Raw genomic sequence first — 21,798 nt, 5'->3', positions numbered from 1 at the left:
GGCCAGTACCCCTGCGCGCGGTCGCCAATCACCATGTCCACCGCGCGGGGGGTATGGCGGAGCGCCGCCTTGCCCCGCACATGCATCCCTCCCACATAGCCGGGCATGCCACCCGACTACGCTTCACCCGCCCGGCCCGACGATCCCGAAGGCTGGGTGACGATCCGGCGCTTCCTTCCCTATCTGTGGCCCGCCGACAATCCCTCGCTCAGGCGTCGGATCGCCGGTGCGATGGTGTTCGTGCTGCTGGCCAAGGGCACGATGCTGGCACTGCCCTTCGCCTACAAGGGTGCGGTCGATGCCATGACCACACCCGCGAACGAAACCGCGATGGTCGCGCTGGCCTTTGTCATCGCCTATGCCGCCGGGCGCCTCGCCGCCGTGGTGTTCGACAATCTGCGCAACATCACCTTCGAACGCGTCGGGCAGGATGCCACGCGCCAGCTCGCCGAGGACACCTTCCGGCGGCTGCACCAGCTGTCGCTGCGCTTCCACCTTGCGCGCCGCACGGGCGAAGTGACCAAGACGATCGATCGCGGGACCAAGAGCATCGACACGATGCTGTACTTCCTGTTGTTCAACATTGCGCCCACCGCCGTCGAGCTGGTGGCGGTCGGAGTGATCTTCTATCTCAATTTCGGGTGGGAACTGGTCGCCGCCACCGCGCTGACCGTGGCTGCCTATATCACGCTGACGCGCAAGGTCACCGAATGGCGCAACGAACTGCGCCGGCGGATGAACGAACTCGACGGCACCGCGCTCGCCCGCTCGGTCGACAGCCTGCTCAATTACGAAACGGTCAAATATTTCGGCGCCGAGACGCGCGAGCACGCGCGCTATGCCGAATCCGCGCGGTCCTATGCCGATGCAGCGGTGCGCAGCCAGAACTCGCTCGGCCTGCTCAACATCGGCCAGGCGGTCATCATGAACCTGCTGATGGGCGGCGCGATGGGGTTCACCGTGTGGCAATGGAGCAAGGGCGTGCTGACCACCGGCGATCTGGTGCTGGTGAACACCTATCTGATCCAGCTGTTCCGCCCGCTCGACATGCTCGGCATGGTGTACCGGACGGTCCGGCAGGGGCTGATCGACATGGCGGAGATGTTTCGCCTGATCGATACCGAGACCGAAGTGAAGGATGCACCCGCTGCGCCCGCGCTGGTGGTCCGCCAGCCGACAGTGGTCTTCGACGATGTCCATTTCGGATATGAACCGGACCGCGAGATCCTCCACGGGCTCAGTTTCGAAGTCCCCGCGGGCAAGCATATGGCGATCGTCGGCCCGTCGGGCGCGGGCAAGAGCACGATCGGGCGGCTGCTGTTCCGGTTCTACGATCCGTGGCAGGGGCGCATCCTGATCGACGGGCAGGACATCGCGCAAGTGACGCAGGCTAGCCTGCGCGAGAGCATCGGCATCGTTCCCCAGGACAGCGTGCTGTTCAACGACACCATCGGCTACAACATCGCCTATGGCCGCGGGGGTGCGTCGCGCGAAGCGGTGGTCGCGGCAGCGGCCGATGCGGCGATCATGCCCTTTATCGAACGCCTTCCCGACGGGCTCGATACCGAAGTGGGCGAACGCGGGCTGAAACTGTCGGGCGGTGAGAAACAACGGGTCGCGATCGCGCGCACGCTGGTCAAGAACCCCCCGATCCTGCTGCTGGACGAAGCGACGAGCGCGCTGGACAGCCGGACCGAGCAGGAGATCCTCGCCACGCTGCACCGCGTGTCCGAAGACCGCACCACGCTGGCCATTGCCCACCGCCTGTCGACGATCGCCGATGCCGACCGCATCCTGGTGCTCGACCAGGGCCGACTGGCCGAAAGTGGCACCCATCCCGAGCTGCTGCAGGCGCGCGGACTGTATGCCGAAATGTGGGCCCGCCAGCAGGCGGAACGCAGCGACTAGGCACTGTCCCGGGCCGCAACCGATCGGCACGGCGCAGGCCGCCAATGCGCGCACATCTTGTGCTGCAATGCAACATCGTTCATAGGGCGATGCGAATTCTGCGCGCCGGTCTGCGTGCGCCATTTTCCGAACCTGACAGGACATTCCCCATGCTCGACCGTGCCGCGATCCACCGCGACTGGTTCTCCAATATCCGCGCCGACGTGCTTGCCGGGCTCGTCGTCGCGCTGGCGCTGATACCCGAGGCGATCGGCTTCTCGATCATCGCCGGGGTCGATCCGCGCGTCGGGCTCTATGCCTCGGTCGCGATCGCCATGGTCATCGCCTTTACCGGCGGGCGCCCGGGTATGATCTCGGCGGCGACTGCGGCGGTGGCCGTGGTGGTGGTGCCGCTGGTGCGCGACCACGGGGTCGAATATCTCTTCGCCGCGACCATATTGATGGGCGTCTTCCAAGGCATTGCCGCGCTGCTGCGGCTCGACCTGCTGATGCAGTTCGTCAGCCGTTCGGTCATCACCGGCTTCGTCAACGCGCTGGCGATCCTCATCTTCATGGCGCAGTTGCCGCAGCTCGACCCGAGCAATGCAGGGATCGGCTGGGTGACCTACGCCATGGTCGCGGCCGCGCTGGCGATGATCTACCTGATCCCGAAGGTCACCACCGCCGTGCCCAGCCCCCTGATCGCGATCATCGTGCTCACCGCGCTGACGATATTCCTCGATGCGCCGGTCAATACGGTCACCGACATGGGCGAACTCCCCGAAGGCCTGCCCTATTTCGCGCTGCCCGATGTGCCGCTGAACTGGGAAACGCTGGCCATCATCGCCCCCTATTCGGCGACCATGGCCGCGGTCGGCCTGCTCGAATCGCTGCTCACCGCGCAGATCGTCGACGACATGACGCATACCGGCAGCAACAAGCGCCGCGAAAGCGGCGGCCAGGGGATCGCCAATATCGTCGCGGCCTTCTTCGGCGGGATGGGCGGCTGCGCGATGATCGGCCAGTCGGTCATCAACGTGACCAGCGGCGGCCGCGGTCGGCTGTCGACCTTTACCGCCGGCCTGTCGCTGCTGATCCTGCTCGCGCTGCTCGGCGACCTCGTCGGCCAGGTGCCGATGCCCGCGCTGGTGGCGATCATGATCATGGTGTCGATCGGCACCTTCTCGTGGAACTCGATCCCCAATATCGGCAAGCACCCGTGGCAGAGCTCGGTGGTCATGCTGACCACGGTCGCCGTCGTAGTGGCCACGCACAACCTCGCGCTGGGCGTGTTGGCAGGCGTGATCCTGTCGGGCGTGTTCTTCACCCACAAGGTGATGACGATGTTCGAAGTGGTCCGCGAACGCGACGGCGAAACCGCGACCTACCGCGCCAAGGGGCAGATCTTCTACGCCAGCGTCGAACGCTTCGAAGCCGCGCTCGGGCCCGAGAGCATCATGCCCGATCCGGCCGACCACGTGATCATCGACGTGTCGAAAGCGCATTTCTGGGACATCAGCGCGGTCGGCGCGCTCGACAAGGTGGTCGAACGCATGCGCCGCAATGGTCGCAGCGTGCAGGTCGTCGGGCTCAACCGCGCGAGCAGCGATTTGGTCGACAAGTTCGCGCTGACCGACAAGACCGGTGTCGAAATCGGGCTGGCCCCGCATCCGTAAGCCGCATGTCGGGGGCGGTGGCTGCCCCTGCGCGGGCCGCTGCTGATACGCAGCTGCGGGCATGAAAAAGGGCGGGCACGGTCAATCCGCGCCCGCCCTTTTTAGTGCATTCGCCGAAGCCTAGTCCGCTTTCAGCGCTTCCAGCAGCTTTTCGGCCGCAGGCTCGCTCGACGGCGGATTCTGGCCGGTGATGAGCAGGCCGTCCTGAACGACATAGGGTTCGAACACGCCCTGCTTGGAGAAGGTCCCGCCCTGCTCGATCAACACGTCTTCGAGCAGGAAGGGCACGACATCGGTCAGGCCGACCGCGCCTTCTTCCTGGTTGGTGAAGCCGGTGACCTTGCGTCCCTTGACGATCGGGTCGCCATTCGGCGCGGTGACGTTCTTCAGCACGGCAGGCGCATGGCAGACCAGCGCTACCGGCTTGCCGGCGGCCAGCGTGTCTTCGATCACGGCTTTCGAAACCGCGCTCTCGGCAAGGTCCCAGAGCGGCCCGTGACCGCCCGGGTAGAAGACGCCGTCGAACGATGCGACATCGACATCCGCGAGTTTCTCGGTCGAGGCCAGCTGCGCCTGCGCCTCGCTGTCCTTCTTGTACCGTTCGGTCGCCGCGGTCTGCGCATCGGGCTCGTCGGACTTGGGATCCAGCGGCGGCTTGCCGCCTGCGGGGCTGGCCAGCGTAATGTCATGCCCGGCATCCTTGAGGACGTAATAGGGGGCAGCGAATTCCTCGAGCCAGAAGCCCGTCTTGTCGCCTGTGTCGCCGAGCTCGTCGTGGCTCGTCAGAACCATAAGAATTTTCATAGCGTTCGTCCTTTCGGGGGTTTTGGGCGTGGCCGGAGTGTTCCGGCGCTTCACCAAAGGAACACACGTCGCGCGCTTCGGTTTCGCTCTATTCGAGTAGCCGGTCCCGGCCCGGAAGCTGGCGCCGATCGTCAGGCCCCGGCCGCCGCCAGGGCGCGCAGCACGTCGAGTGCCTCCGCAGCGCGGGTGCAAGGTACGAAGGCGTGATCATGGTGGAATGCCGCGATCATATTGCAGGCGATCCCGGCATCGGCCAGCGCGCCCGACACGGCGGAGGTCAGTCCGACACCTTCAAGGTCGGAATGCACCGTCAGCGTGATCCTCGCGAAGTCGGGGCCCTCGATGCCCAGTTCACCTGCGACATCGGCAGGAACGATCGCCGTTACGCCCTCGTCCTCGCGGAAGGTACCGATCGCCGCGCCGAGCAATTGCGGCGCCGTGTCCGGTTGCACGAGCACGAAGCGCCAGCGGCGCGAGTCGAGCCGGGGTGCCATGGCGGCGATCATCGCCCAGCCACCGCGCACCGGCCCGTCCATTACAGGATGTATTTGCTGAGGTCGGCGTCGCCCGCCAGCGTTTCGAGCCGTTCGCGTACATAGGCTGCATCGATCGTGATCGTCTCGCCGGTCCGGTCTTCGGCCTCGAAGCTGATATCCTCGAGCAGGCGCTCCATCATCGTCTGCAAGCGCCGCGCGCCGATGTTCTCGACCGTCTCGTTGACCCGCGCCGCCAGCTTGGCGACTTCGGCGATCGCGTCCTCGGTGAAGTCGAGCGTGACGTCCTCCGTGCCGATCAGCGCGCGGTACTGTTCGACCAGATTGGCGCGCGTTTCCTTCAGGATGCGGACGAAGTCCTCCTCGGTCAGCGCGCGCAGTTCGACGCGGATCGGCAGGCGGCCCTGCAGTTCGGGCAGCATGTCGCTGGGCTTTGAAACGTGGAACGCGCCCGACGCGATGAACAACACGTGGTCGGTCTTCATCGGGCCGTATTTGGTCGCCACCGTGGTGCCTTCGATCAGCGGCAGCAGGTCGCGCTGCACGCCTTCGCGGCTGACCGATCCACCGCGCACGTCGCTGACTGCGATCTTGTCGATCTCGTCGAGGAAGACGATGCCGTTGGTTTCCGCATTCTCCACCGCGACACGGTTGACGTCGTCCTGGTCCATGCGGTTTTCGGCCTCTTCATCGACCAGCCGGTCCCATGCATCGGGCACCTTCAGCTTGCGGCGCTTGAGCGGGCTCTTGCCCATGGCCTTGCCGAACATGTCGGACAGGTCGATCATCCCGACCCCGCCGGGCATGCCGGGGATATCCATCGGCGAGCTGGGAGCCTCGCGCACTTCGATCTCGACTTCGGTATCGTTCATCGAATTGTCGACGATCCGCTGGCGGAACGCCTCGCGCGTCGCTTCGCTGGCATTGTCGCCGACCAGCGCGGTCAGGAGCCGTTCCATCGCGGCCTTGCTCGCGGCCTCGCGCACCGCGTCGCGGCGGCGTTCCTTTTCCAGCCGGATGGCTTCCTCGACCAGGTCGCGCGCGATCTGGTCGACATCGCGGCCGACATAGCCGACCTCGGTGAACTTGGTCGCCTCGATCTTGATGAAGGGGGCCTCGGCCAGCTTGGCCAGCCGCCGGCTGATCTCGGTCTTGCCGCAGCCGGTGGGGCCGATCATCAGGATGTTCTTGGGGGTCACCTCGTCGCGCAGCTCGGGACCGAGCTGCTGGCGGCGCCAGCGATTGCGCAGCGCCACGGCGACCGCGCGCTTGGCATCCTTCTGGCCGATGATGTGTTCGTCCAGCGCGGCGACGATCGCCTTGGGGGTCAGTGCTTGTGTCATGTCTTCCTATCGTCATCCCGGCGCGAGCCGGGACCTGTCTCGATTTGGCGCTCGGCCGAAAGCGATCCCAGCTTTCGCCGGGATGCCGCAGATCAAACCGTTTCGACGGTCACATTGCCGTTGGTGAACACGCAGACATCGGCGGCAACCGCCATGGCCTTGCGCGCGATGGTTTCGGCGTCGTCCTCGTAATCGACCAGCGCCTTGGCCGCGCTCAGCGCGTAATTGCCGCCCGACCCGATGGCCGCGATACCGCCTTCGGGTTCCAGCACATCGCCATTGCCGGTGAGAACCAGCAGGTTTTCCTCGTCCGCCACGATCATCAACGCTTCGAGATTGCGCAGGTACTTGTCCATGCGCCAGTCCTTGGTCAGCTCGACCGCGGCGCGCAGGAGCTGGCCATTGTACTGCTCGAGCTTCTTCTCGAGCCGTTCGAACAGCGTGAAAGCATCGGCAGTCGCGCCGGCGAAACCGGCTACGACCTTCTCGCCTTCGCCGATCCGGCGCACCTTGCGCGCATTGGGCTTCATCACGGTGTTACCCATGGAAACCTGCCCGTCGCCGGCGATGACCGTGGCACCGCCGCGCTTCACGCCGATAATGGTGGTGGAATGCCACTGGGTCAGCCCGTGGCGATTGTCTCTATCATCCATGCGCGCGATATGGGGCGCGCGCGGCGGGGGTCAAGCCGGGGCAGGCCCGCAGGCTTACTGCCCCTGGCCCAGGCCCGGCTGGCCGACTGCACCGATATTGCCGAACAGGTCTTCGAGGAAGCTGCGTTCGCGGCCCAGCGTGGGCGTCTCGTCGCCATCGGGGCGCAGGTAGACCACCTGGTCCATGCCCGTACGCTCGGCCGAAACGACATTGCCCGCGGCATCGAATTTCACTGCCAGCACCGAATGCTCTCGGATCCGTGGGCGAACGAAGGGTTTGCGGCCCGTCGTGCTCGACACGTAGTACCAGGTCTTCTCGCCATACTGGCTTTCGAACGTCGGACGCCCCAGCGTACCGGTGACGCTGCGCTCATTGTCGATCCCGGGCTGGACCGATTGCACCAGCGTGGCATCGACGATGTAGCCACGCGGCTCGCGGATCGCGGTGCAGCCCGTCGCGGCGATGGCGGCAGCGCCGATTGCGGCAAGGCCCAGAATTTTCGACCTGTTCATGGGAACAGCAAATCTCCGTCTTTCGGCAGGCGCTTGGCCGCAGGCGGCCACCTCCCTATATGCTTGGCCCACGCCTTAATCCGAAAGCGCCAGCCCATGCAACTCGGCATTGGGGGGCGCTTGGGGATCGCGGCCTGTATTGCCGCTGAACGGAGTTGTTTGTGTCCTTCCTAGCCCGCCTTTTCGGCAACGTCTTTTCCCTTGGCCCCGACCCGCGCGAAGAGTGGCGCCCCCTGTGGCAGCGCACCGTTGCCGAAGCCCGCGATCCCGACTGGTATCGCATGTGCGGCGTCGCCGACAGCGTCGAGGGTCGCTACGACATGATCACGCTGGTGCTCACGCTGGTCATGCTGCGGCTGGAAGACGAAGGCGGGATGGCCGCCAGCACCGCGCGGCTGACCGAACTGTTCGTCGAGGACATGGAGGGGCAGCTGCGCGAAGCCGGGATCGGCGATCCCACCGTAGGCAAGAAGATCAACGCGCTGATGGAAAGCATGAACGGCCGCATCGGCGCCTATCGCGAAGGATTGCGCAGCGATCCGAAGGTGCTGGTCGAAGCCGTGCGCCGCAATGTCACCATGGCGCAGCCCGACGAGGCCGAGGCGCTGGTCCAGCGCATGGCCGCGCTGCATGCCCGGCTCGAGCGGACGAGCATGGATCAGCTGCGGGCGGGCGAGTTTGCCGCATGAGCGCGCCCGAACTCAGCCGTCCGATCAAACCGCGCGCCCTGCCTGCCGGGCCATTGACCGTGGACGCCGGCGAGACCGAACGCGCAGCGCTGGCTGCACGGTTCGGCGTCACCGCCATCCCGGCGCTTACCGCCACCGTGGATTTCGGCACCAAGGATGATGCCGTGCTGGCAGAAGGCACATTGGCCGCGACCATCACCCAGCCCTGCGCGGTCACGCGCGAGGAACTGAGCTATGACGTGAGCGAGCCGCTCATGCTGCGCTTCGTGCCCGCCGGATCGGTGCCCGACTATGCGCCCGACGAGGAAATCGAGCTCGACGCCGAGGATCTCGACCAGATCGAATACGAAGGCGATGCGTTCGATCTGGGCGAAGCGATCGCCCAGACTCTCGCGCTGGCGATCGATCCCTATCGCGAAGGTCCGGGCGCCGAGGAAGCGCGCCGCAAGGCCGGCATCGTAAGCGACGAGGAACAGGCCCCGAGCGGTCCGCTGGCCGAGGCGCTGGCGGCGTTGAAGAAGGACTAGGCATGACGGCGCTGACGATCACCCCCATGGCTTCGCTCGAGGAGCTCGTTCAGGCGCTCGCGGCAGAAGGGCTGCCGGTGGATGATATCGAAGACGACGGGCGCGCGTTTTTCGCCTTCCATCACGCGGGTCGCTGTATCGGTTTCGGGGGGATCGAGGGCGATGGCCCGGACCGTATTCTGCGCTCGGTCGTCATCCTCGGCGCCGCGCGCGGTCAGGGCACAGGGCGCGAGGCCGTCGCGCTACTGGAAAGCGAGGCGCGCCGTCAGGGTGTCGCCCGGCTGCATTTGCTGACCACCACCGCAGCGGACTTTTTCCGCAAGCTGGGTTACCGCGATCACGACCGCGAGGATGCGCCCGCAGCGGTCGCATCGTCGCGCGAATTCGCCGCGCTATGCCCTGCCAGCGCCGAATATCTGGTCAAGCCGCTGTAACCCATCAGAACGGAAGATCGTCGGCGAGGCCGTCGTAGTTCGAACCGCCGCCGGGCCCGATGCCGCGCCGCTCTGGCCGAGTGGGTCGTCAGTTCCGCTCGAACCAGTACAACGTTCGCGTTGGCAGCACATCCACTGCCTTCACGATCCGCGCGCGCTGCGACAGCAGGTTGGCGAAGGTTTCGTTGCGATAGTCCGGGAAGATATCTGGCCGCTGGGACAGCAACAGCTGCACCATCGGGTCTTCCTTGTGGGGGAATTCGATCACTCCGGCAGGCGCAAGGGACACGAGCCAGTCGACTGCCATGTCGAGCGGTACGTTGCGCCCGATGGCAATGTGGTGAATGAACGCGAGTGCCAGAAGCGCATCGGGCTGGGCGCGCCCGGCAAGGCCCATCCGCTCCGCCTCCCCCAGCCCTGCGAGGGACTTGGATTGGCTGCATCGAGCCACAGCGGCAGCAGATCGAGCTGTTCCAATTGCGCGCGCTTGAAGGCAATTTCCAGTGCGCCGTGGTCGAAATCGAAACCGATGACCTTCCCGGCCCCGGCCTCTAGCGCCGACTTCGAATAATCGCCCGTATTGCAGCCGAGATCGTAGAGCAGGCCCGGCTTGATGGCGGCGACCACCTCCTTGACCAGATCGTGCTTGGCCTCGGCTTCGGGAGCGGCGTAACTGGTGTTGTTCGCGTAGTCGCCCCACACCGTCTTGTGCGACGGGACTTCCATTTTCGCGATGGCCCCGCGCAGCCCGCGAAGCATGCCTTCGAAGCTCGAGCGCGGCAGGCGCGCCTCGCGGTACCGCGACGACCCCGTCGTCGTCTGCACCGACCGGTTCTGCAATGTCGCCTGGGCGATAACGTGGGTCAGCACGGTCCAGTTGAGCCGCTTCCTCAGCGGAACGAGTTTGGCCAGGTCTTCCGGCGCAATGCCTTCGAGCGATCCGCGGAACCAGTGGTTCGGCTGGAGATCGAGCATCGACCACATCAGCAGCGGATTGAGGAACTGCATGCAGAACTGGCGATGCGCGGCCCAGATCTCGCCGTCCTCGTACGGGCCGATCGACAGATGGTCGATATGGACCGGTCGAGTCCCGTCGAATTGCATGTTGTAAGCAGTCGCATCGCTGAGCGTGAAGTCCTGGGACAGAAGCTCGAGATGCAGGTCGAGATGCGCCAGCGCCGCCGCCTTGTGCAGGCTGAAGCTCCATTCATACGGATATGAGATGAACGGGATCTGCGGATGGGAAAGGAGCACATCGGCCTGTTCGATCCCTACTTGCGATGCCTGTTCGGTCACATCGGTGAAATCGACTAGCCGGCCCCTCTCGACCAGTTTTCGCATGACGCCGGATTCATCCGCTCGTGCAAAATTGCTCGCCGCGTTACCCGTTATCGAGCGGAACACCTTCTCGCCGACGCGGAATATTCGACCGCCCGGATCGCGAAACGAACCGGGGTCCAGGACTGCGCTGGCGCTCATTCTTCGCCGCTGGGTTTCTGGCGGCTAAACAGCGCTTTCACCTTGTACAGCGAAGTGCGGAAGAACAGCGTCGCACCGGCAACTGCACCGATCGCCGCCTGCAGGACAATGCTGCCCGTCGCGGGATCGATATACGCGTGGGCCGGCGCAGATAGACTGAGCATGGCGGCAAGGCCAACGAGCGAAACCATGGTTCTGTGATACATCGAGATTCCTTCGCAAGGGGTCTGGGCTGTGGTCAAACGTGAAGCGGTTTGGCTAAAATCTTATTAATTTACCGGGTAAAACCCGGCAGCGGCCGCCACTCGCGCGGGGTGCCCGCCGCATCTGTCACCGCTACCTGGTCCACCGCGGGCGCGGGCCGAGGGGCTGTCGCGAACTCGCGCGCGCGGAAATCGGCCATCAACCGGCCGAGAGAATGCGTTCCGGGCACCTCGCCCGGGCTTTCGCCGGGAACGCGGATCGCGAAAAAGGTCGAATAGGACATCAGCAACTCGCGCGACGAAAGCTGTGGCCCGTCAAAAAATGGCTGCGTAGGAGCAATCCGCGATCCGTGATCGCCGTGGATCAGGACGATCGCCTCGCGGCCTGCGGGAGTGCGATCGAGCGCATCGAGCAGCCGGTCGAGCCGCTGCTGGAGACAGCGCACCTGGTCGGCATAGCCTTGTTCGCGCGCATCGGCAGTGCCCGGCCCGTGTTCATCGAGCCACCGGGATTCGGGTTTCACCGTGCAATCGGCGGCTAGCATATAGGGATCATGCGGCAGCAGAATATGTGCGAACTTCACTTCCCCCTCGCGCAAACCGGCGACGTCAGCGATGAAACTGTCGAACTGCCCTAGCGAGGTCAGCGGAAACAGCTCGCTGCGATTATGCGCCAGCCGAGCCCCGGGGTCCGGGCGAATCCTGCCCGTGGCGGAGCGGATCGTCCTGGTCAGGTTAAGCATCGTGAAGCCGAACACTTTCGCACGGTCGGTCGCGCTCATTTCGGTGCCGAGCATGGAAGACAGCCCGGAACTTTCGAACGTCCTGCACTGTGTCAGTTTCTGTTTCACGCACAGATCGAAATACGCGGGGAGCAAGGCGTCGATGCGATAACCCATCGCATCGAGATCCGCGAAATATGGCAGTTGTTCGGGTATCGAATATTCCGAGGTGATCGAGTGGACCACGGGTTCGTCCTGCCCGTAGGAAAACAGTGCCGGAAGCGAGTTCAAGGTCTTCGCATACGGGCTGTAGGCGCGCGGATAGACCTGGAAATCATGGCTGGTGAAGAAGCGGACCTGCTCGGACCGCAAGTCCCGGTAGACGTCCGGACCCAGTGCCATGCCGTCCAGCCCGAGATAGGAATCGAGCACCAGGTGAACGATCGCCGGGCGGTCCGCGCGATCGCGATCGAGGGCCTGCAGGTTCTGCGCCTCATTCCCGGCTTCGCGCGGGCTGCCGTCATCGAGAACCAGTTCGGCCCCTTGAAAGAAGAGGACCGCTGCGGCCGCCGCGAAGAGGATCTTCACGAAGACCTCGCGGACATAGAAAGCGATCACTGCGAAAATGGCCCAGCAGCTCAGGAACCAGATAGCAGAGATCGATGCGTTCAAGTCGACCAGCACCGCTGCGAAGAGTGCCACGACGAGGAACCACAGGCGCGGTTTGGCTGCTTGCTGGATGAGAGCCATCACCCCCCGACCAGCGCAAGCGCCAGCATGGTTATCGCTACCTCGGGCCGGAAAAGCGGATAGCCGTTGAAGTTGAGCAGATTGAAGAAGCTGGCCCACAGCGCGACAATCCACACGCAATGCGAGAGCCAGCGATCGCTCGATGTCTCGTCCTGAATGCTCATCCTCACGTACCCCCTGAACCGGGTCGGGGTAGGTGCATCTTGGTTAAGATGCCCTAAAGGCGCGGGGGCGGGCTGATCCGGCAGGAACGGCTTCGGATCGCTGCGCGGCAGGGGTTACCTGCCTATGGGCGCTTGTGGTCGGCGCGAGCGGCGTTGGCTCATCGAGCGCAGCTGGCAAGAATGTCGCTCGCTCCGAAGAGGCAAGCTCCTCCGGTTCCCTGCCACCCCACCGCTGCATGCCTCGTGGCAATACACCAGCATCACAAGCACCTCGGCCCCCTACCCGCGAAGGAAGGAGGCCGTGGCTATCACGATTGCGATAGGCAGTTTGGCGCGCCCCGGGCGCAAGTCGATCAGAACGGAATATCGTCGTCGAGGTCGTCGTAGTTCGAGCCGCCGCCGGTTCCGCCCATGCCGCCGCCGGCAGCGCCGCCACCCGCAGCGCCGCCGCCCTGGTTCCAGCCGCCGCTCTGGCCGCCACCGCCCGAACCGCCACCCTGGTCCCACGACCCGCCGCCGCCGCCGCGATTGCCGCCGCCGCCCGCACCGCCCTGGGCGCCGTCGAGCATGGTCAGCGTGCCGTTGAGGCCGCGCAGCACGACTTCGGTCGAATAGCGGTCGTTGCCCGACTGGTCCTGCCATTTGCGGGTCTGCAGCTGGCCTTCGATATAGACCTTGCTGCCCTTGCGCAGGAAGCGTTCGACAACGCCGACCAGACCTTCGGAAAAGATCGCGACCGTGTGCCATTCGGTGCGTTCCTGGCGCTCGCCGGTGTTGCGGTCTTTCCAGGTTTCGCTGGTGGCGATCCGCAGATTGGCGACCTTGCCGCCATTCTGGAAGCTGCGGATTTCCGGATCGGCACCGAGATTGCCGATGAGCATGACTTTGTTGAGGCTTCCGGCCATCGAATCATTCCTTCGTAACTGTTGACCCACGGCCTAACCCAGCCCGCCACCGGGGGCTAGACGGGCGCGGCTGCGTTTCCACCGGACCGGACCCGGTTTCTACAGTCCCAGCGCGGTCGCGATCCAGAAGGTCAGCCCGGCAAAGACATAGGCCAGCACGAACAGGTAGACGACCATGAAGGTCGGCCATTTCCAGCCATTGGTCTCGCGCCGGGCGACGGCGATGGTCGAGATGCATTGCGGCGCAAAGACGAACCAGGCGAGGAAGGCCAGCGCGGTCGGCAGGCTCCACAGCGCGGCGATCCGGTCGGTCACGCCTTCGGCGGCGAGATCCTCATCCTCGGCATCGACGGCATAGGTCGTTGCCAGCGCCGACACTGCCACTTCGCGCGCCGCCATGGCGGGGATCAGCGCGAGGCTCATCTCGCGGTTGAAACCGATCGGTTCGAGCACCGGGTGCAGGCCGTCGGCCACCATGCCCGCAACGCTGGCATCGAGCTGGCTTTCGCCCGGCTCGGCCTTGGGGAAGCTGAGCAGCAGCCACAGCGCGATGGTGACCATGAAGATGATCGTGCCCGCGCGGCGCAGGAAGACATAGGCGCGTTGCCACAGGCCGATCGCAAGGTCCTTGATCCGCGGCAATTGATAGCGCGGCATTTCCATGATGAACCCGCTCGCCGCGCCCTTGGCCAGCGTGTTGCGCAACACCAGTGCAACCACCAGCGCGCCGACGATCCCGGCAAGATAGAGCGCGAACAGCACCAGCCCCTGCAGTCCGATACCCGGCCCGACGCTCGTCTCCGGGATGACCGCCGCGATGATGACGGCATAGACCGGCAGCCGCGCCGAACAGGTCATCAGCGGCGCGACGAGGATCGTGGTCAGCCGGTCCTTGGGATCGGGGATCGAGCGGGCGGCCATGATCCCGGGGATCGCACAGGCGAAACTGGACAGCAGCGGGATGAAGCTTTTGCCCGACAGGCCGACCCCGGCCATCAGACGGTCCATCAGGAAGGCCGCGCGCGCCATGTAGCCGCTTGCCTCCATCAGCAGGATGAAGAAGAACAGGATCACGATCTGCGGCAGGAAAACCACCACCGACCCCACGCCGGCAAGCACGCCTTCGGTGATGAAATCGCGGATGAAGCCTTCGGGCATGATGCCGCTCACCCAGCCGGAAATCGCCCCGACTGCGCCGTCCAGCGCATCGGCGAACGGGGTCGCCCAGGCGAACACTGCCTGGAAGATCACGAACAGCAGGCCGAACAGGATCACCGGGCCGACCCACGGATTGAGCAGGACGCGGTCGATGCCGTTCTCGATCGTGTGCCGTGCCGAGGCCGAGAGCGTGGCCCCGCGGGCCATGTGCTTGGCAACCAGCCGCCGCTCGGGCAGCGTGACATGGCCGCGCCACTGCGCATCTTCGGCGGCATGGGTTTCCGCCTCGGCGATGGCGGCGGTCAGTTCCTGCAGCCCCCTGCCCCGCACGGCGACGGTCGGGATCACCGGTACGCCGAGCGCGGCGGACAAGGCCGCCGGATCGAGCGTGAGCCCGTCGCGTTCGGCGAGGTCGATCATGTTCAGCGCAACCACCGTTGGCCGGCCGAGTTCGAGCACTTCCTGCGCGAAGACGAGATGCTGTTCGAGATTGGCGGCGTCGACGACGAGCACGATGACCTCGGGCGTGGCCTCGCCTTCGAATTCGCCGTGCACGACCTTGCGCGTCACCTCCTCGTCGGGGCTCGCGGCATCGAAGCTGTAGGAACCCGGCAGGTCGATCAGCTCGAGCGGTTCTCCGCTCGGCAGCGTCAGCCGGCCGGCCTTGCGCTCCACCGTGACGCCGGGATAATTGGCGATCTTCTGCCGCGCGCCGGTCAGCGCGTTGAACAGGGCCGACTTGCCCGCATTGGGGTTGCCGACCAGCGCGGCGATACGTTTGCGGGTCATACGGGTTCCACCTCGATCGCCAGCGCGTGGCTGCGGCGCAGCGCGATGGTCATCCGGCCGACGCGCACCGCCAGCGGGTCGCGGGTCCCGAAAACGCCGCGCCGCGTTACCGCGACCTCGACGCCTTCGTCGATGCCCAACGCCTTCAGGCGCTTGCCTTCGCTCTCGTCCAAGGAGGCCCAGTCAACCGCCACGATTCGCGCGGTCCTGCCGTTTTCAAACCCGTCCAGCGTCATGCGCGCCGCACTGTCAGAACTGCGCGCTTGTTGCAACCGGTTATCAATAGCGCGCTGTTTGCGCGGGCCTATCTGGCGGGGTAGCGCAACCGGCCGAGAAAGCGCGTTACGCTGAAGGTCTCGCGCTCGGGACCGAACCATTTGGCCTTGGCCTTCTCGAACTTCATCACCCCGTCGATCCGCCGCTCGAGAAATGCCGCGGTGTCGGCCTTGCCGTCGCTTTCGTCGGCGATGAACACCGTCAGCGTCGCGCCGTAGATCGAGGCAAGGATCGCGCGTTTGGTGTAGTGGTTGTAATCGGTCGCCGTATCGCCCGCGAGCCGCCACATCACATCGGCGCTGTTCCAGCCGGTCTTGAGCGCGCGCGGTGCGTTCTGCGGCATGGCCATGATCGCCAACGCGCGGCGCAGGGATTCTTCCTGCCCGGCCACCGCATCGAGCCGGTATTGCACCAGCGCGCGGATGCGTTCGCGGATCTTCATGCCCGCAAGTTTCTCGGGCGGCAGGTCGAGCACCATCTGCCGGTCGATCGTTTCGATCCAGGCGCAGATCATGCCCATCGCGCCTTCGTCCTTGAACGCGAGCCGCGCGACATCGCGGTCGGCGCCGAGCTGGTCGGCGGCCATTTCCAGCGCGGCATCGCTCCAGCCGTCGAACACCGCCGCATCGGCAATGCCGGGCGCCAGCGCGAGCCGCAATTCGTCGAGCGTGAGGTCGGCAACGTCCATGGTTCAGTTCGGTCCGTAGGTTTCGGTCTGTTCGCCGCGATCGGCTTCGGCGCGTTCGATTTCCTGGAGCAGGTCGGAGCGCGCGCCCATCAGCCGCGCATAGTCGCGCGCGGTGCGGCCCGAATTGTCGGCGCGGTCGGCATCGGCTCCCTCGGCGATCAACAGCCGCACCAGCGGTCCGTCGCGGCGGTGCACGGCGGCGATCAGCGGCGTTTCGCCGGTGCTGTTGGGGACATCGACCGCGGCCCCGCGTTCGGCGAGGATCTCGACGCCTTCGACAAAGCCGAGCTGCGCGGCAAGCTGCAGCGGCGTGGTGCCCTTGCGGTCGGCGATATTGGGATTGGCGCCCTTGGCCAGCAGGAACCGCAGCCAGACGGGATCGCGCCGTTGGGTGACGATGTGCAGCGCGGACTCGCCGCTGGTGATGTCGCGCGAATTGACCAGAACGTTGCCGGGTTCGGACAGGAGCTGCGTGGCCTCGGTCCCGTTGCGTTCCTTAACGGCATCGAGGAACTTGTACCCGTCGCGCTGCGCCTGGGCATGGACCGGCCCGGCGACCAGCGATCCCGCCAGCGCTGCCAGAAGAGTGTATTTCGCGAACCGTTTCACCGTCGGAGCCCCTATTTTTTCGCAGTTCATTGGCTGACTCGCCCTTGCCGAGCGCGGGTTAGCAGACCATGAACCGTGACACCATGCTACGCAACTCCGCCCCGCTTGTCGCCGCCCTGCTCGCCCTCGCCGCCTGTCAGGATGCCCCGCCCGAACAACCGCCGCTGGCCGGTGCCGCGATCGGCGCCGAATTCACGCTGACCGGCGAGGACGGCGATCCCGTCAGCTGGAGCGATTTCGACGGCCAGTACCGCACGCTCTACTTCGGCTACACCTATTGCCCCGACGTCTGCCCGGTCGACACGCAGCGCGCGATGGCCGGCCTCAAGGCCTTCGAACAGGCCAACCCCGAGCTGGGCGCGCAGATCCAGCCGCTGTTCGTCAGCGTCGATCCCGCCCGCGACACCCCCGCGGTGCTGGCCGAATTCACCGACAGCTTCCACCCCCGCCTGGTCGGCATGACCGGCACCAAGGAACAGATCGACGCGGTGACCGAAGCCTTCGCCGCGGTCTATTCGATCGAGGAACCCAACGAGGCGGGCGGCTATCTGGTCGGGCATACCAACATCACCTACCTGTTCGGCCCCGATGGCGAGCCGCTGGCCATGCTGCCGACCGACCAGGGCCCCGAAGCGGTTGCCGCGGAACTGGACAAATGGGTGCGCTGAGGGACCGGTTCTGGGAACGGCCGCTGGCCGATCTCACCACCGAGGAATGGGAAGCGCTGTGCGACGGCTGCGGGCGCTGCTGCCTGCATAAGGTCGAATATGAGGACACGGGCGAGATCGAGCACACCAATGTGGCGTGCACGCTGCTCGATCCGCAGACCGCGCAGTGTACCGATTACAAGCATCGCAAGTCCTTCGTCCCCGATTGCCTGCGGCTGACGCTGCGCATCGTCGAGGATGTCACCTGGCTGCCGGCGACCTGCGCCTATCGCCGCCGCGCGGACGGGCAGCCGCTACCGCGCTGGCACTACCTGCTGAGCGGCGACCGCAAGGGCGTGGTCCGGGCCGGCGTATCGGTGGCCGGGCGCGTCGTGCGCGAAGACGAGGCGGGTCCGCTGGAACACCATGTGGTCGACTGGGGCGACGGTGACGGGCCGGACGACGACGAAGGCGGTGCCACGTGATCGACTGGCTCCGCCGCGACGCGCTGGAGCCGGTGATCGAGCTCGGCGATCGCACGCTTCCGATCGAGATAACCCGCCACCGGCGGGCGCGGCGGCTGACGCTGCGCCTGGCGGCGGATGGCAGCGCGGTGCGGATCACCCTGCCGCACTGGGCGCGCAGCGCCGAAGCGACTGCCTTCGCCCATGCGCGGCGCGACTGGCTCGCCGCGCAGCTCGCCAAGATCCCGCCCAAGCGCGATCCGGCGGGTGAGGGGCGGCTGCTGTACCGCGGCAGCGAGCTTGCCGTCGACTGGCGCGGTGATGCACCGCGCAGCCCGCGGCTGGATAGCGGCAGGCTGACGCTGGGCGGACCGCACGACACGCTTGCCAGGCGGCTCCAGCGCTGGCTCGAACAGGAATCGCTGCGCCTGTTCGCCGAAGATGCGGCGGACTATTGCGCGCGCGGCCAGCTCGCTCCCGCGCCGGTCAGGCTGAGCCGGGCGCGCAAGCGTTGGGGCAGCTGCTCGTCCGAAGGCGTGCTGCGGCTCAACTGGCGGCTGGTGCAGGCGCCCGATGCGATCCGCCGTTCGGTGGTCGCGCACGAGGTCGCGCATCTGGTCCATTTCGACCATTCGCCCGCGTTCCACGCCCTGCTCGCCCGGCTGTACGAAGGCGATATCGCGCAGGCCAATCGCTGGCTCTCAGCGCATGGGCGCGAGCTCTACGCTGCCTTCGACTAGCCCCACTGGCGCGGGCCCGCGAAAGTGCCTATCTTGCGCCGCATGCGCTTCAAATCTCGCTTCGATGCCAAGGCCGGGTTCGCCGACCTGTGGGACTATATTCGCGAACCGCGGCCCTATCGCTGGCCGTTTCTCGCGCTGTCCCTCGCCATCCCGCTGACCGGGCTGGCCATGCTGACGAAGGAATCGCATTTTCGCCCGCCCGACGCGCCCAAGGTCACCTATATCTCGACCTTCGCCGAAGGGCGCACCGACGAGGAAATCCGCCAAACGAACATCGCCAACCAGCAGCGCAAGGAAGCGCGCGAGGCCGAGCTGGCCGAACTGGAGGCGCGCAGGATCGAAGCCTACAAGGCACTCGGCCGCGCCACCGGGCTCGACGTCGAGGCGATGGAACGCGAAGCGGCCATCGAACGCGCCCGCGAAGAAGCGGAAGCCGAAGCGCGGCGGCGCGAACTCTACCCAGCGGGCACGGCGGTTGACGACAGCGGCGAATGACGCGCGCTGGCTTGATGCGGCCGCGCGGCTGAGCACGCGCGCGCGCCCCGCCAGCTATCCCAATCCGGGCGTGGGATGCATCCTGCTGCAGGGCGACCGCGTGGTCGGGCGCGGCTGGACCGCTGCGGGCGGACGCCCCCATGCCGAAGCCGCCGCGCTGGCGCAGGCGGGCAAGGAAGCGCGCGGGGCCACCGCCTATGTCACGCTGGAACCCTGCGCCCACCGCTCGCCGCGCGGTCCGGCCTGCAGCGACCTGCTCGTCGAAGCAGGAGTGGCCCGCGTCGTCGCCGGGGTCGAGGATCCCGACCCGCGCACTGCGGGCGACGGGCTGGCGCGCCTGCGCCATGCCGGGATCGAGGCCGGGCTGCTGCGCTCCCCTGCGGCCGAGGCCAGCCTTGCGGGCTATCTCACCCGCGCCCGCCATGACCGGCCGCATGTCACGATGAAGATCGCCATGTCGCTCGACGGCTGCATCGCCATGGCCAGCGGCGAAAGCCAGTGGATCACGGGGCCGCAGGCGCGCGCGCATGTCCACGCGCGGCGCGCGATGGCCGATGCGATCCTGGTCGGCGGGGGCACCTGGCGCGCCGACCGGCCCAGCCTCGATGTGCGGCTGCCCGGACTGGGCGAGCGCAGCCCGCAGCGGGTGGTGCTGTCGCGAGGCGTCGCGCCCGACGGCGTCACGATCATCAACCGGCCGGAGCAGGTCGCCCAGCTCGAAGCGCTGTATCTCTATGTCGAAGCAGGGGCGAATGTCGCGGCCAGCTTCCTGGCCGCCGATCTCGTCGACCGGCTGGAAATCTACCGCGCGCCGATCATCGTCGGGGCCGGGCGCGGCGCGGTCGCCGATATCGGCCTCGAACGGCTGGACGACGCACACGGGCGCTGGGCGCTGGCCGAACGACGCCAGCTTGGCAGCGACAGCTTCGCCGCCTACAGCCGCCTGCGGTAATCAGGGAGTACGCATGTTCACCGGGATCGTCACCGCCATCGGCACCATCACCACGGTAGAGGACAAGGGCGACCTGCGGGTCACCGTGGCCTGTCCGTGGGACCCGGCGGGCATCGATATCGGCGCCTCGATCGCCTGTTCGGGCGTCTGCCTGACCGTGGTCGAAAAGGGCGGCGAGGAAGGCGATGCCTGGTTCGCGGTCGACGTCTCGGGCGAGACCGTCAGTCGCACGGCGCAGGACCAGTGGCATGCGGACCGCCGGCTCAATCTCGAACCGGCGCTGCGGCTGGGCGATGAACTGGGCGGCCATCTGGTCACCGGTCATGTCGATGCGGTGGGCCGCGTGGCCCTGGCGGAGGATATCGGCGGGTCCACCCGGCTCGAAATCCTCGCCGGTGCGGACATTGCCCCGTTCGTCGCGGAAAAGGGGTCGATCACCATCGACGGCGTTTCGCTGACCGTGAACGAGGTCGAGGACGAACCCGGCGGCGAAGTGCGCTTCGCGCTCAACATCATCCCCCATACGGGCGAAGTGACCACGCTGGGCGACCTGTCCGAAGGCGATACGGTCAATCTCGAGATCGACGTGCTCGCACGCTATCTCAAGCGGATGCAGAGCCTCGCCGGCTGATACGGGTACCGACAAGACAATGCTGAAAGCTTTCGCCGGTTCGCGCCCGCTGCTGTGGCTGGTGCTTGCCCTGCCCGGCCTGTGGATCGCCGGACGCTGGACCTTCACGCCCGATCTCTACGGCTATGGCCACGCGATCGGCGACAGCGGCGACTGGGCGGCCTGGCTGCTGATGGCGACGCTGGCGGTCACCCCGCTGCGGTTGCTGCTGCGGCGGCAGAGCTGGACGCTCTGGCTGATGCGCCGGCGCCGCGATATCGGCGTGGCCAGCTTTGCCTATGCCGCGCTGCACACGGCGATCTACCTGGTGCGCAAGGGTTCGCCCGAATTCGTGCTGGCCGAATTGTCGAGCGGCTATATCGTTGCGGGCTGGGCCGCCTTCGCCCTGTTCCTGCCGCTGGCGCTGACGTCCAACGACATGTCGGTGCGGCGCATGAAGCGGGCATGGAAACGGCTGCACCGGCTGGTCTATCCCGCCGCGATCCTGACCTTCCTGCACTGGGTCTGGTCGGCCTTCGATCCGACCACGGCCTGGATCCACGTGGGGATCCTGGCCGCGATCGAGATCGTCAGGGTTGCGCTGCAGCGCCGTCAGAGAGTGACGTAGTTCTTGAACCGTTCTACTTCGGCTTCGTCGACATACTTGCCGATTTCGCGATCAAACACGCCCATGTCGGCATACGGACGGTATTCCTCGAATTCGTGGACCATCTTGTCGGTCATGCCGGGGATGAGGCGGATTTCTTCCTCGGTGCCGCTGTTCAGATTGACCGGCACGAAGACATCGACCAGCACCTGTGCGGCTTCATCCTCGCCCAGCGTCTCGAGCAGCGCGGCGTTGAGATCGGTCACGCTGGCATAGGGCTGGCCGGCAACGATCGCGGCAGCCAGTTCGTCGCTGACGCCGTCGAGCGCGGCGAGCTGTTCGGCAGTGGCCGTGTTCGCATCGAGCACGGCGGCGGTTTCGGCGGCCGCGGCGTCATCGATGGTTTCGACTTCGGCGGTGTCGGTCGTCTCGGCCGTTTCGTCGGCAGCGCCCGAGCAGGCGGCCAGCGAGAGCATCGCACCCGAGAGGGCGGAAGCGAGAACGAGTTTACGCATAA

Annotated in this window: 27 protein-coding genes; 12 read left to right on the top strand and 15 right to left on the bottom strand. The window is 66.2% G+C overall.

Annotated elements, in window-relative coordinates; translation table 11 throughout:
- The first annotated feature begins 105 nt into the window (after positions 1-105).
- Together WKH79_RS14105 and WKH79_RS14100 are read left to right on the top strand one after the other, a co-directional pair.
- Positions 106-1,908 (top strand): ABC transporter ATP-binding protein/permease, encoded by a 1,803-nt coding sequence (locus WKH79_RS14105; RefSeq protein WP_341859229.1) that lies wholly within the window; start codon positions 106-108, stop codon positions 1,906-1,908.
- Positions 1,909-2,057: 149 nt separating this feature from the next.
- A complete protein-coding gene (locus WKH79_RS14100; RefSeq protein WP_050599214.1) occupies positions 2,058-3,563 on the top strand; it encodes a SulP family inorganic anion transporter in 1,506 nt (501 codons plus the stop codon).
- A gap of 120 nt (positions 3,564-3,683) precedes the next feature.
- On the opposite strand, the gene WKH79_RS14095 is transcribed toward WKH79_RS14100, so the two are convergent.
- From WKH79_RS14095 to bamE, 5 genes are all read right to left on the bottom strand, one after another.
- A complete protein-coding gene (locus WKH79_RS14095; protein ID WP_341859228.1) occupies positions 3,684-4,367 on the bottom strand; it encodes a type 1 glutamine amidotransferase domain-containing protein in 684 nt (227 codons plus the stop codon).
- A 131-nt stretch (positions 4,368-4,498) separates the two neighbouring features.
- Positions 4,499-4,903 carry an ACT domain-containing protein gene (locus WKH79_RS14090; RefSeq protein WP_341859227.1) on the bottom strand — a complete coding sequence of 135 codons (405 nt, stop codon included), beginning with the start codon at positions 4,901-4,903 and terminating at the stop codon, positions 4,499-4,501.
- The gene (hslU, locus tag WKH79_RS14085; protein ID WP_050599211.1) at positions 4,903-6,204 is read right to left on the bottom strand and encodes an ATP-dependent protease ATPase subunit HslU; all 1,302 of its coding nucleotides are present in this window, start codon (positions 6,202-6,204) and stop codon (positions 4,903-4,905) included. Before hslU ends, WKH79_RS14090 begins: the two co-directional genes overlap by 1 nt.
- A gap of 92 nt (positions 6,205-6,296) precedes the next feature.
- Complete coding sequence (gene hslV / locus WKH79_RS14080) at positions 6,297-6,857, bottom strand: ATP-dependent protease subunit HslV (protein WP_063505459.1); 561 nt, start codon at positions 6,855-6,857, stop codon at positions 6,297-6,299.
- Between the two features lie 54 nt (positions 6,858-6,911).
- Entirely contained in the window at positions 6,912-7,370 is a 459-nt protein-coding gene (bamE, locus tag WKH79_RS14075; protein WP_050599209.1) for an outer membrane protein assembly factor BamE, read from the bottom strand.
- A 161-nt stretch (positions 7,371-7,531) separates the two neighbouring features.
- Here bamE and WKH79_RS14070 point away from each other — a divergent pair, with 161 nt between their 5' ends.
- From WKH79_RS14070 to arsN2, 3 genes are read left to right on the top strand one after another with little or no spacing between them, the layout of a single operon-like run.
- Positions 7,532-8,059, top strand: coding sequence for a ubiquinol-cytochrome C chaperone family protein (locus WKH79_RS14070; RefSeq protein WP_050599220.1), 528 nt, complete (start codon positions 7,532-7,534; stop codon positions 8,057-8,059).
- Positions 8,056-8,586: a DUF177 domain-containing protein gene (locus tag WKH79_RS14065; protein WP_341859226.1), complete on the top strand. Its 531-nt coding sequence runs from the start codon at positions 8,056-8,058 to the stop codon at positions 8,584-8,586. Before WKH79_RS14070 ends, WKH79_RS14065 begins: the two co-directional genes overlap by 4 nt.
- A gap of 2 nt (positions 8,587-8,588) precedes the next feature.
- Complete coding sequence (gene arsN2, locus WKH79_RS14060) at positions 8,589-9,020, top strand: arsenic resistance N-acetyltransferase ArsN2 (protein WP_341859225.1); 432 nt, start codon at positions 8,589-8,591, stop codon at positions 9,018-9,020.
- Positions 9,021-9,108: 88 nt separating this feature from the next.
- On the opposite strand, the gene WKH79_RS14055 is transcribed toward arsN2, so the two are convergent.
- From WKH79_RS14055 to WKH79_RS14015, 9 genes are all read right to left on the bottom strand, one after another.
- A complete protein-coding gene (locus tag WKH79_RS14055) occupies positions 9,109-9,288 on the bottom strand; it encodes a hypothetical protein (RefSeq protein ID WP_341859224.1) in 180 nt (59 codons plus the stop codon).
- Complete coding sequence (locus WKH79_RS14050; RefSeq protein WP_341859223.1) at positions 9,285-10,361, bottom strand: class I SAM-dependent methyltransferase; 1,077 nt, start codon at positions 10,359-10,361, stop codon at positions 9,285-9,287. The genes WKH79_RS14055 and WKH79_RS14050 overlap by 4 nt, the downstream gene beginning before the upstream one ends.
- Positions 10,362-10,495: 134 nt before the next feature.
- Complete coding sequence (locus tag WKH79_RS14045) at positions 10,496-10,705, bottom strand: hypothetical protein (protein ID WP_156488874.1); 210 nt, start codon at positions 10,703-10,705, stop codon at positions 10,496-10,498.
- A gap of 68 nt (positions 10,706-10,773) precedes the next feature.
- Positions 10,774-12,273: a hypothetical protein gene (locus WKH79_RS14040; protein ID WP_341859222.1), complete on the bottom strand. Its 1,500-nt coding sequence runs from the start codon at positions 12,271-12,273 to the stop codon at positions 10,774-10,776.
- Between the two features lie 418 nt (positions 12,274-12,691).
- Positions 12,692-13,243: a single-stranded DNA-binding protein gene (ssb, locus tag WKH79_RS14035; RefSeq protein WP_050599203.1), complete on the bottom strand. Its 552-nt coding sequence runs from the start codon at positions 13,241-13,243 to the stop codon at positions 12,692-12,694.
- 99 nt (positions 13,244-13,342) lie between these two features.
- Positions 13,343-15,190 (bottom strand): ferrous iron transporter B, encoded by a 1,848-nt coding sequence (locus WKH79_RS14030; RefSeq protein WP_050599202.1) that lies wholly within the window; start codon positions 15,188-15,190, stop codon positions 13,343-13,345.
- Positions 15,187-15,426 (bottom strand): FeoA family protein, encoded by a 240-nt coding sequence (locus WKH79_RS14025; protein ID WP_063505453.1) that lies wholly within the window; start codon positions 15,424-15,426, stop codon positions 15,187-15,189. The genes WKH79_RS14030 and WKH79_RS14025 overlap by 4 nt, the downstream gene beginning before the upstream one ends.
- A gap of 68 nt (positions 15,427-15,494) precedes the next feature.
- Positions 15,495-16,154 (bottom strand): COQ9 family protein, encoded by a 660-nt coding sequence (locus tag WKH79_RS14020; RefSeq protein WP_160767518.1) that lies wholly within the window; start codon positions 16,152-16,154, stop codon positions 15,495-15,497.
- Positions 16,155-16,157: 3 nt separating this feature from the next.
- Positions 16,158-16,763, bottom strand: coding sequence for an ankyrin repeat domain-containing protein (locus WKH79_RS14015; RefSeq protein ID WP_230834001.1), 606 nt, complete (start codon positions 16,761-16,763; stop codon positions 16,158-16,160).
- A 68-nt stretch (positions 16,764-16,831) separates the two neighbouring features.
- Here WKH79_RS14015 and WKH79_RS14010 point away from each other — a divergent pair, with 68 nt between their 5' ends.
- The 7 genes from WKH79_RS14010 to WKH79_RS13980 are packed head-to-tail and all read left to right on the top strand — an operon-like array spanning position 16,832 to position 21,302.
- Entirely contained in the window at positions 16,832-17,431 is a 600-nt protein-coding gene (locus WKH79_RS14010; protein ID WP_050599198.1) for an SCO family protein, read from the top strand.
- The gene (locus WKH79_RS14005; RefSeq protein ID WP_160767516.1) at positions 17,419-17,895 is read left to right on the top strand and encodes a YcgN family cysteine cluster protein; all 477 of its coding nucleotides are present in this window, start codon (positions 17,419-17,421) and stop codon (positions 17,893-17,895) included. The genes WKH79_RS14010 and WKH79_RS14005 overlap by 13 nt, the downstream gene beginning before the upstream one ends.
- Positions 17,892-18,614, top strand: coding sequence for a SprT family zinc-dependent metalloprotease (locus tag WKH79_RS14000; RefSeq protein WP_341859221.1), 723 nt, complete (start codon positions 17,892-17,894; stop codon positions 18,612-18,614). Before WKH79_RS14005 ends, WKH79_RS14000 begins: the two co-directional genes overlap by 4 nt.
- A 42-nt stretch (positions 18,615-18,656) precedes the next feature.
- The gene (locus tag WKH79_RS13995; RefSeq protein ID WP_230834007.1) at positions 18,657-19,112 is read left to right on the top strand and encodes a hypothetical protein; all 456 of its coding nucleotides are present in this window, start codon (positions 18,657-18,659) and stop codon (positions 19,110-19,112) included.
- Entirely contained in the window at positions 19,093-20,064 is a 972-nt protein-coding gene (ribD, locus tag WKH79_RS13990; protein ID WP_341859220.1) for a bifunctional diaminohydroxyphosphoribosylaminopyrimidine deaminase/5-amino-6-(5-phosphoribosylamino)uracil reductase RibD, read from the top strand. The genes WKH79_RS13995 and ribD overlap by 20 nt, the downstream gene beginning before the upstream one ends.
- A gap of 13 nt (positions 20,065-20,077) precedes the next feature.
- A complete protein-coding gene (locus tag WKH79_RS13985; RefSeq protein ID WP_050599193.1) occupies positions 20,078-20,695 on the top strand; it encodes a riboflavin synthase in 618 nt (205 codons plus the stop codon).
- Positions 20,696-20,714: 19 nt separating this feature from the next.
- Complete coding sequence (locus tag WKH79_RS13980) at positions 20,715-21,302, top strand: ferric reductase-like transmembrane domain-containing protein (RefSeq protein WP_063535415.1); 588 nt, start codon at positions 20,715-20,717, stop codon at positions 21,300-21,302.
- Here the strand turns inward: WKH79_RS13980 and WKH79_RS13975 are convergent.
- Positions 21,287-21,796 (bottom strand): type II secretion system protein GspK, encoded by a 510-nt coding sequence (locus tag WKH79_RS13975; RefSeq protein ID WP_063506529.1) that lies wholly within the window; start codon positions 21,794-21,796, stop codon positions 21,287-21,289. The two genes, WKH79_RS13980 and WKH79_RS13975, sit on opposite strands and share 16 nt — an antisense overlap.
- Positions 21,797-21,798: the final 2 nt, after the last annotated feature.

The organism is Qipengyuania sp. GPGPB31 (assembly GCF_038396345.1).
Classification (GTDB): domain Bacteria; phylum Pseudomonadota; class Alphaproteobacteria; order Sphingomonadales; family Sphingomonadaceae; genus Qipengyuania; species Qipengyuania citrea.
The sequence above is the reverse complement of the archived record's forward strand: the minus strand, read 5'-3'. Positions and strand labels throughout refer to the sequence as shown.

Excerpts from the sequence above, each read along its gene's own strand:
- WKH79_RS14045 (WP_156488874.1), bottom strand. The coding sequence starts at position 10,705 with ATGTATCACAGAACCATGGTTTCGCTCGTTGGCCTTGCCGCCATGCTC.
- WKH79_RS14065 (WP_341859226.1), top strand. The coding sequence starts at position 8,056 with ATGAGCGCGCCCGAACTCAGCCGTCCGATCAAACCGCGCGCCCTGCCT.
- ssb (WP_050599203.1), bottom strand. The coding sequence starts at position 13,243 with ATGGCCGGAAGCCTCAACAAAGTCATGCTCATCGGCAATCTCGGTGCC.
- WKH79_RS13975 (WP_063506529.1), bottom strand. The coding sequence starts at position 21,796 with ATGCGTAAACTCGTTCTCGCTTCCGCCCTCTCGGGTGCGATGCTCTCG.
- WKH79_RS14025 (WP_063505453.1), bottom strand. The coding sequence starts at position 15,426 with ATGACGCTGGACGGGTTTGAAAACGGCAGGACCGCGCGAATCGTGGCG.
- hslV (WP_063505459.1), bottom strand. The coding sequence starts at position 6,857 with ATGGATGATAGAGACAATCGCCACGGGCTGACCCAGTGGCATTCCACC.
- bamE (WP_050599209.1), bottom strand. The coding sequence starts at position 7,370 with ATGAACAGGTCGAAAATTCTGGGCCTTGCCGCAATCGGCGCTGCCGCC.
- WKH79_RS13985 (WP_050599193.1), top strand. The coding sequence starts at position 20,078 with ATGTTCACCGGGATCGTCACCGCCATCGGCACCATCACCACGGTAGAG.
- WKH79_RS14050 (WP_341859223.1), bottom strand. The coding sequence starts at position 10,361 with ATGCGAAAACTGGTCGAGAGGGGCCGGCTAGTCGATTTCACCGATGTG.
- WKH79_RS14010 (WP_050599198.1), top strand. The coding sequence starts at position 16,832 with ATGAACCGTGACACCATGCTACGCAACTCCGCCCCGCTTGTCGCCGCC.
- WKH79_RS14090 (WP_341859227.1), bottom strand. The coding sequence starts at position 4,903 with ATGGACGGGCCGGTGCGCGGTGGCTGGGCGATGATCGCCGCCATGGCA.
- WKH79_RS14005 (WP_160767516.1), top strand. The coding sequence starts at position 17,419 with ATGGGTGCGCTGAGGGACCGGTTCTGGGAACGGCCGCTGGCCGATCTC.
- WKH79_RS14095 (WP_341859228.1), bottom strand. The coding sequence starts at position 4,367 with ATGAAAATTCTTATGGTTCTGACGAGCCACGACGAGCTCGGCGACACA.
- WKH79_RS13995 (WP_230834007.1), top strand. The coding sequence starts at position 18,657 with ATGCGCTTCAAATCTCGCTTCGATGCCAAGGCCGGGTTCGCCGACCTG.
- hslU (WP_050599211.1), bottom strand. The coding sequence starts at position 6,204 with ATGACACAAGCACTGACCCCCAAGGCGATCGTCGCCGCGCTGGACGAA.
- WKH79_RS14020 (WP_160767518.1), bottom strand. The coding sequence starts at position 16,154 with ATGGACGTTGCCGACCTCACGCTCGACGAATTGCGGCTCGCGCTGGCG.
- WKH79_RS13980 (WP_063535415.1), top strand. The coding sequence starts at position 20,715 with ATGCTGAAAGCTTTCGCCGGTTCGCGCCCGCTGCTGTGGCTGGTGCTT.
- arsN2 (WP_341859225.1), top strand. The coding sequence starts at position 8,589 with ATGACGGCGCTGACGATCACCCCCATGGCTTCGCTCGAGGAGCTCGTT.
- WKH79_RS14100 (WP_050599214.1), top strand. The coding sequence starts at position 2,058 with ATGCTCGACCGTGCCGCGATCCACCGCGACTGGTTCTCCAATATCCGC.
- WKH79_RS14030 (WP_050599202.1), bottom strand. The coding sequence starts at position 15,190 with ATGACCCGCAAACGTATCGCCGCGCTGGTCGGCAACCCCAATGCGGGC.
- WKH79_RS14105 (WP_341859229.1), top strand. The coding sequence starts at position 106 with ATGCCACCCGACTACGCTTCACCCGCCCGGCCCGACGATCCCGAAGGC.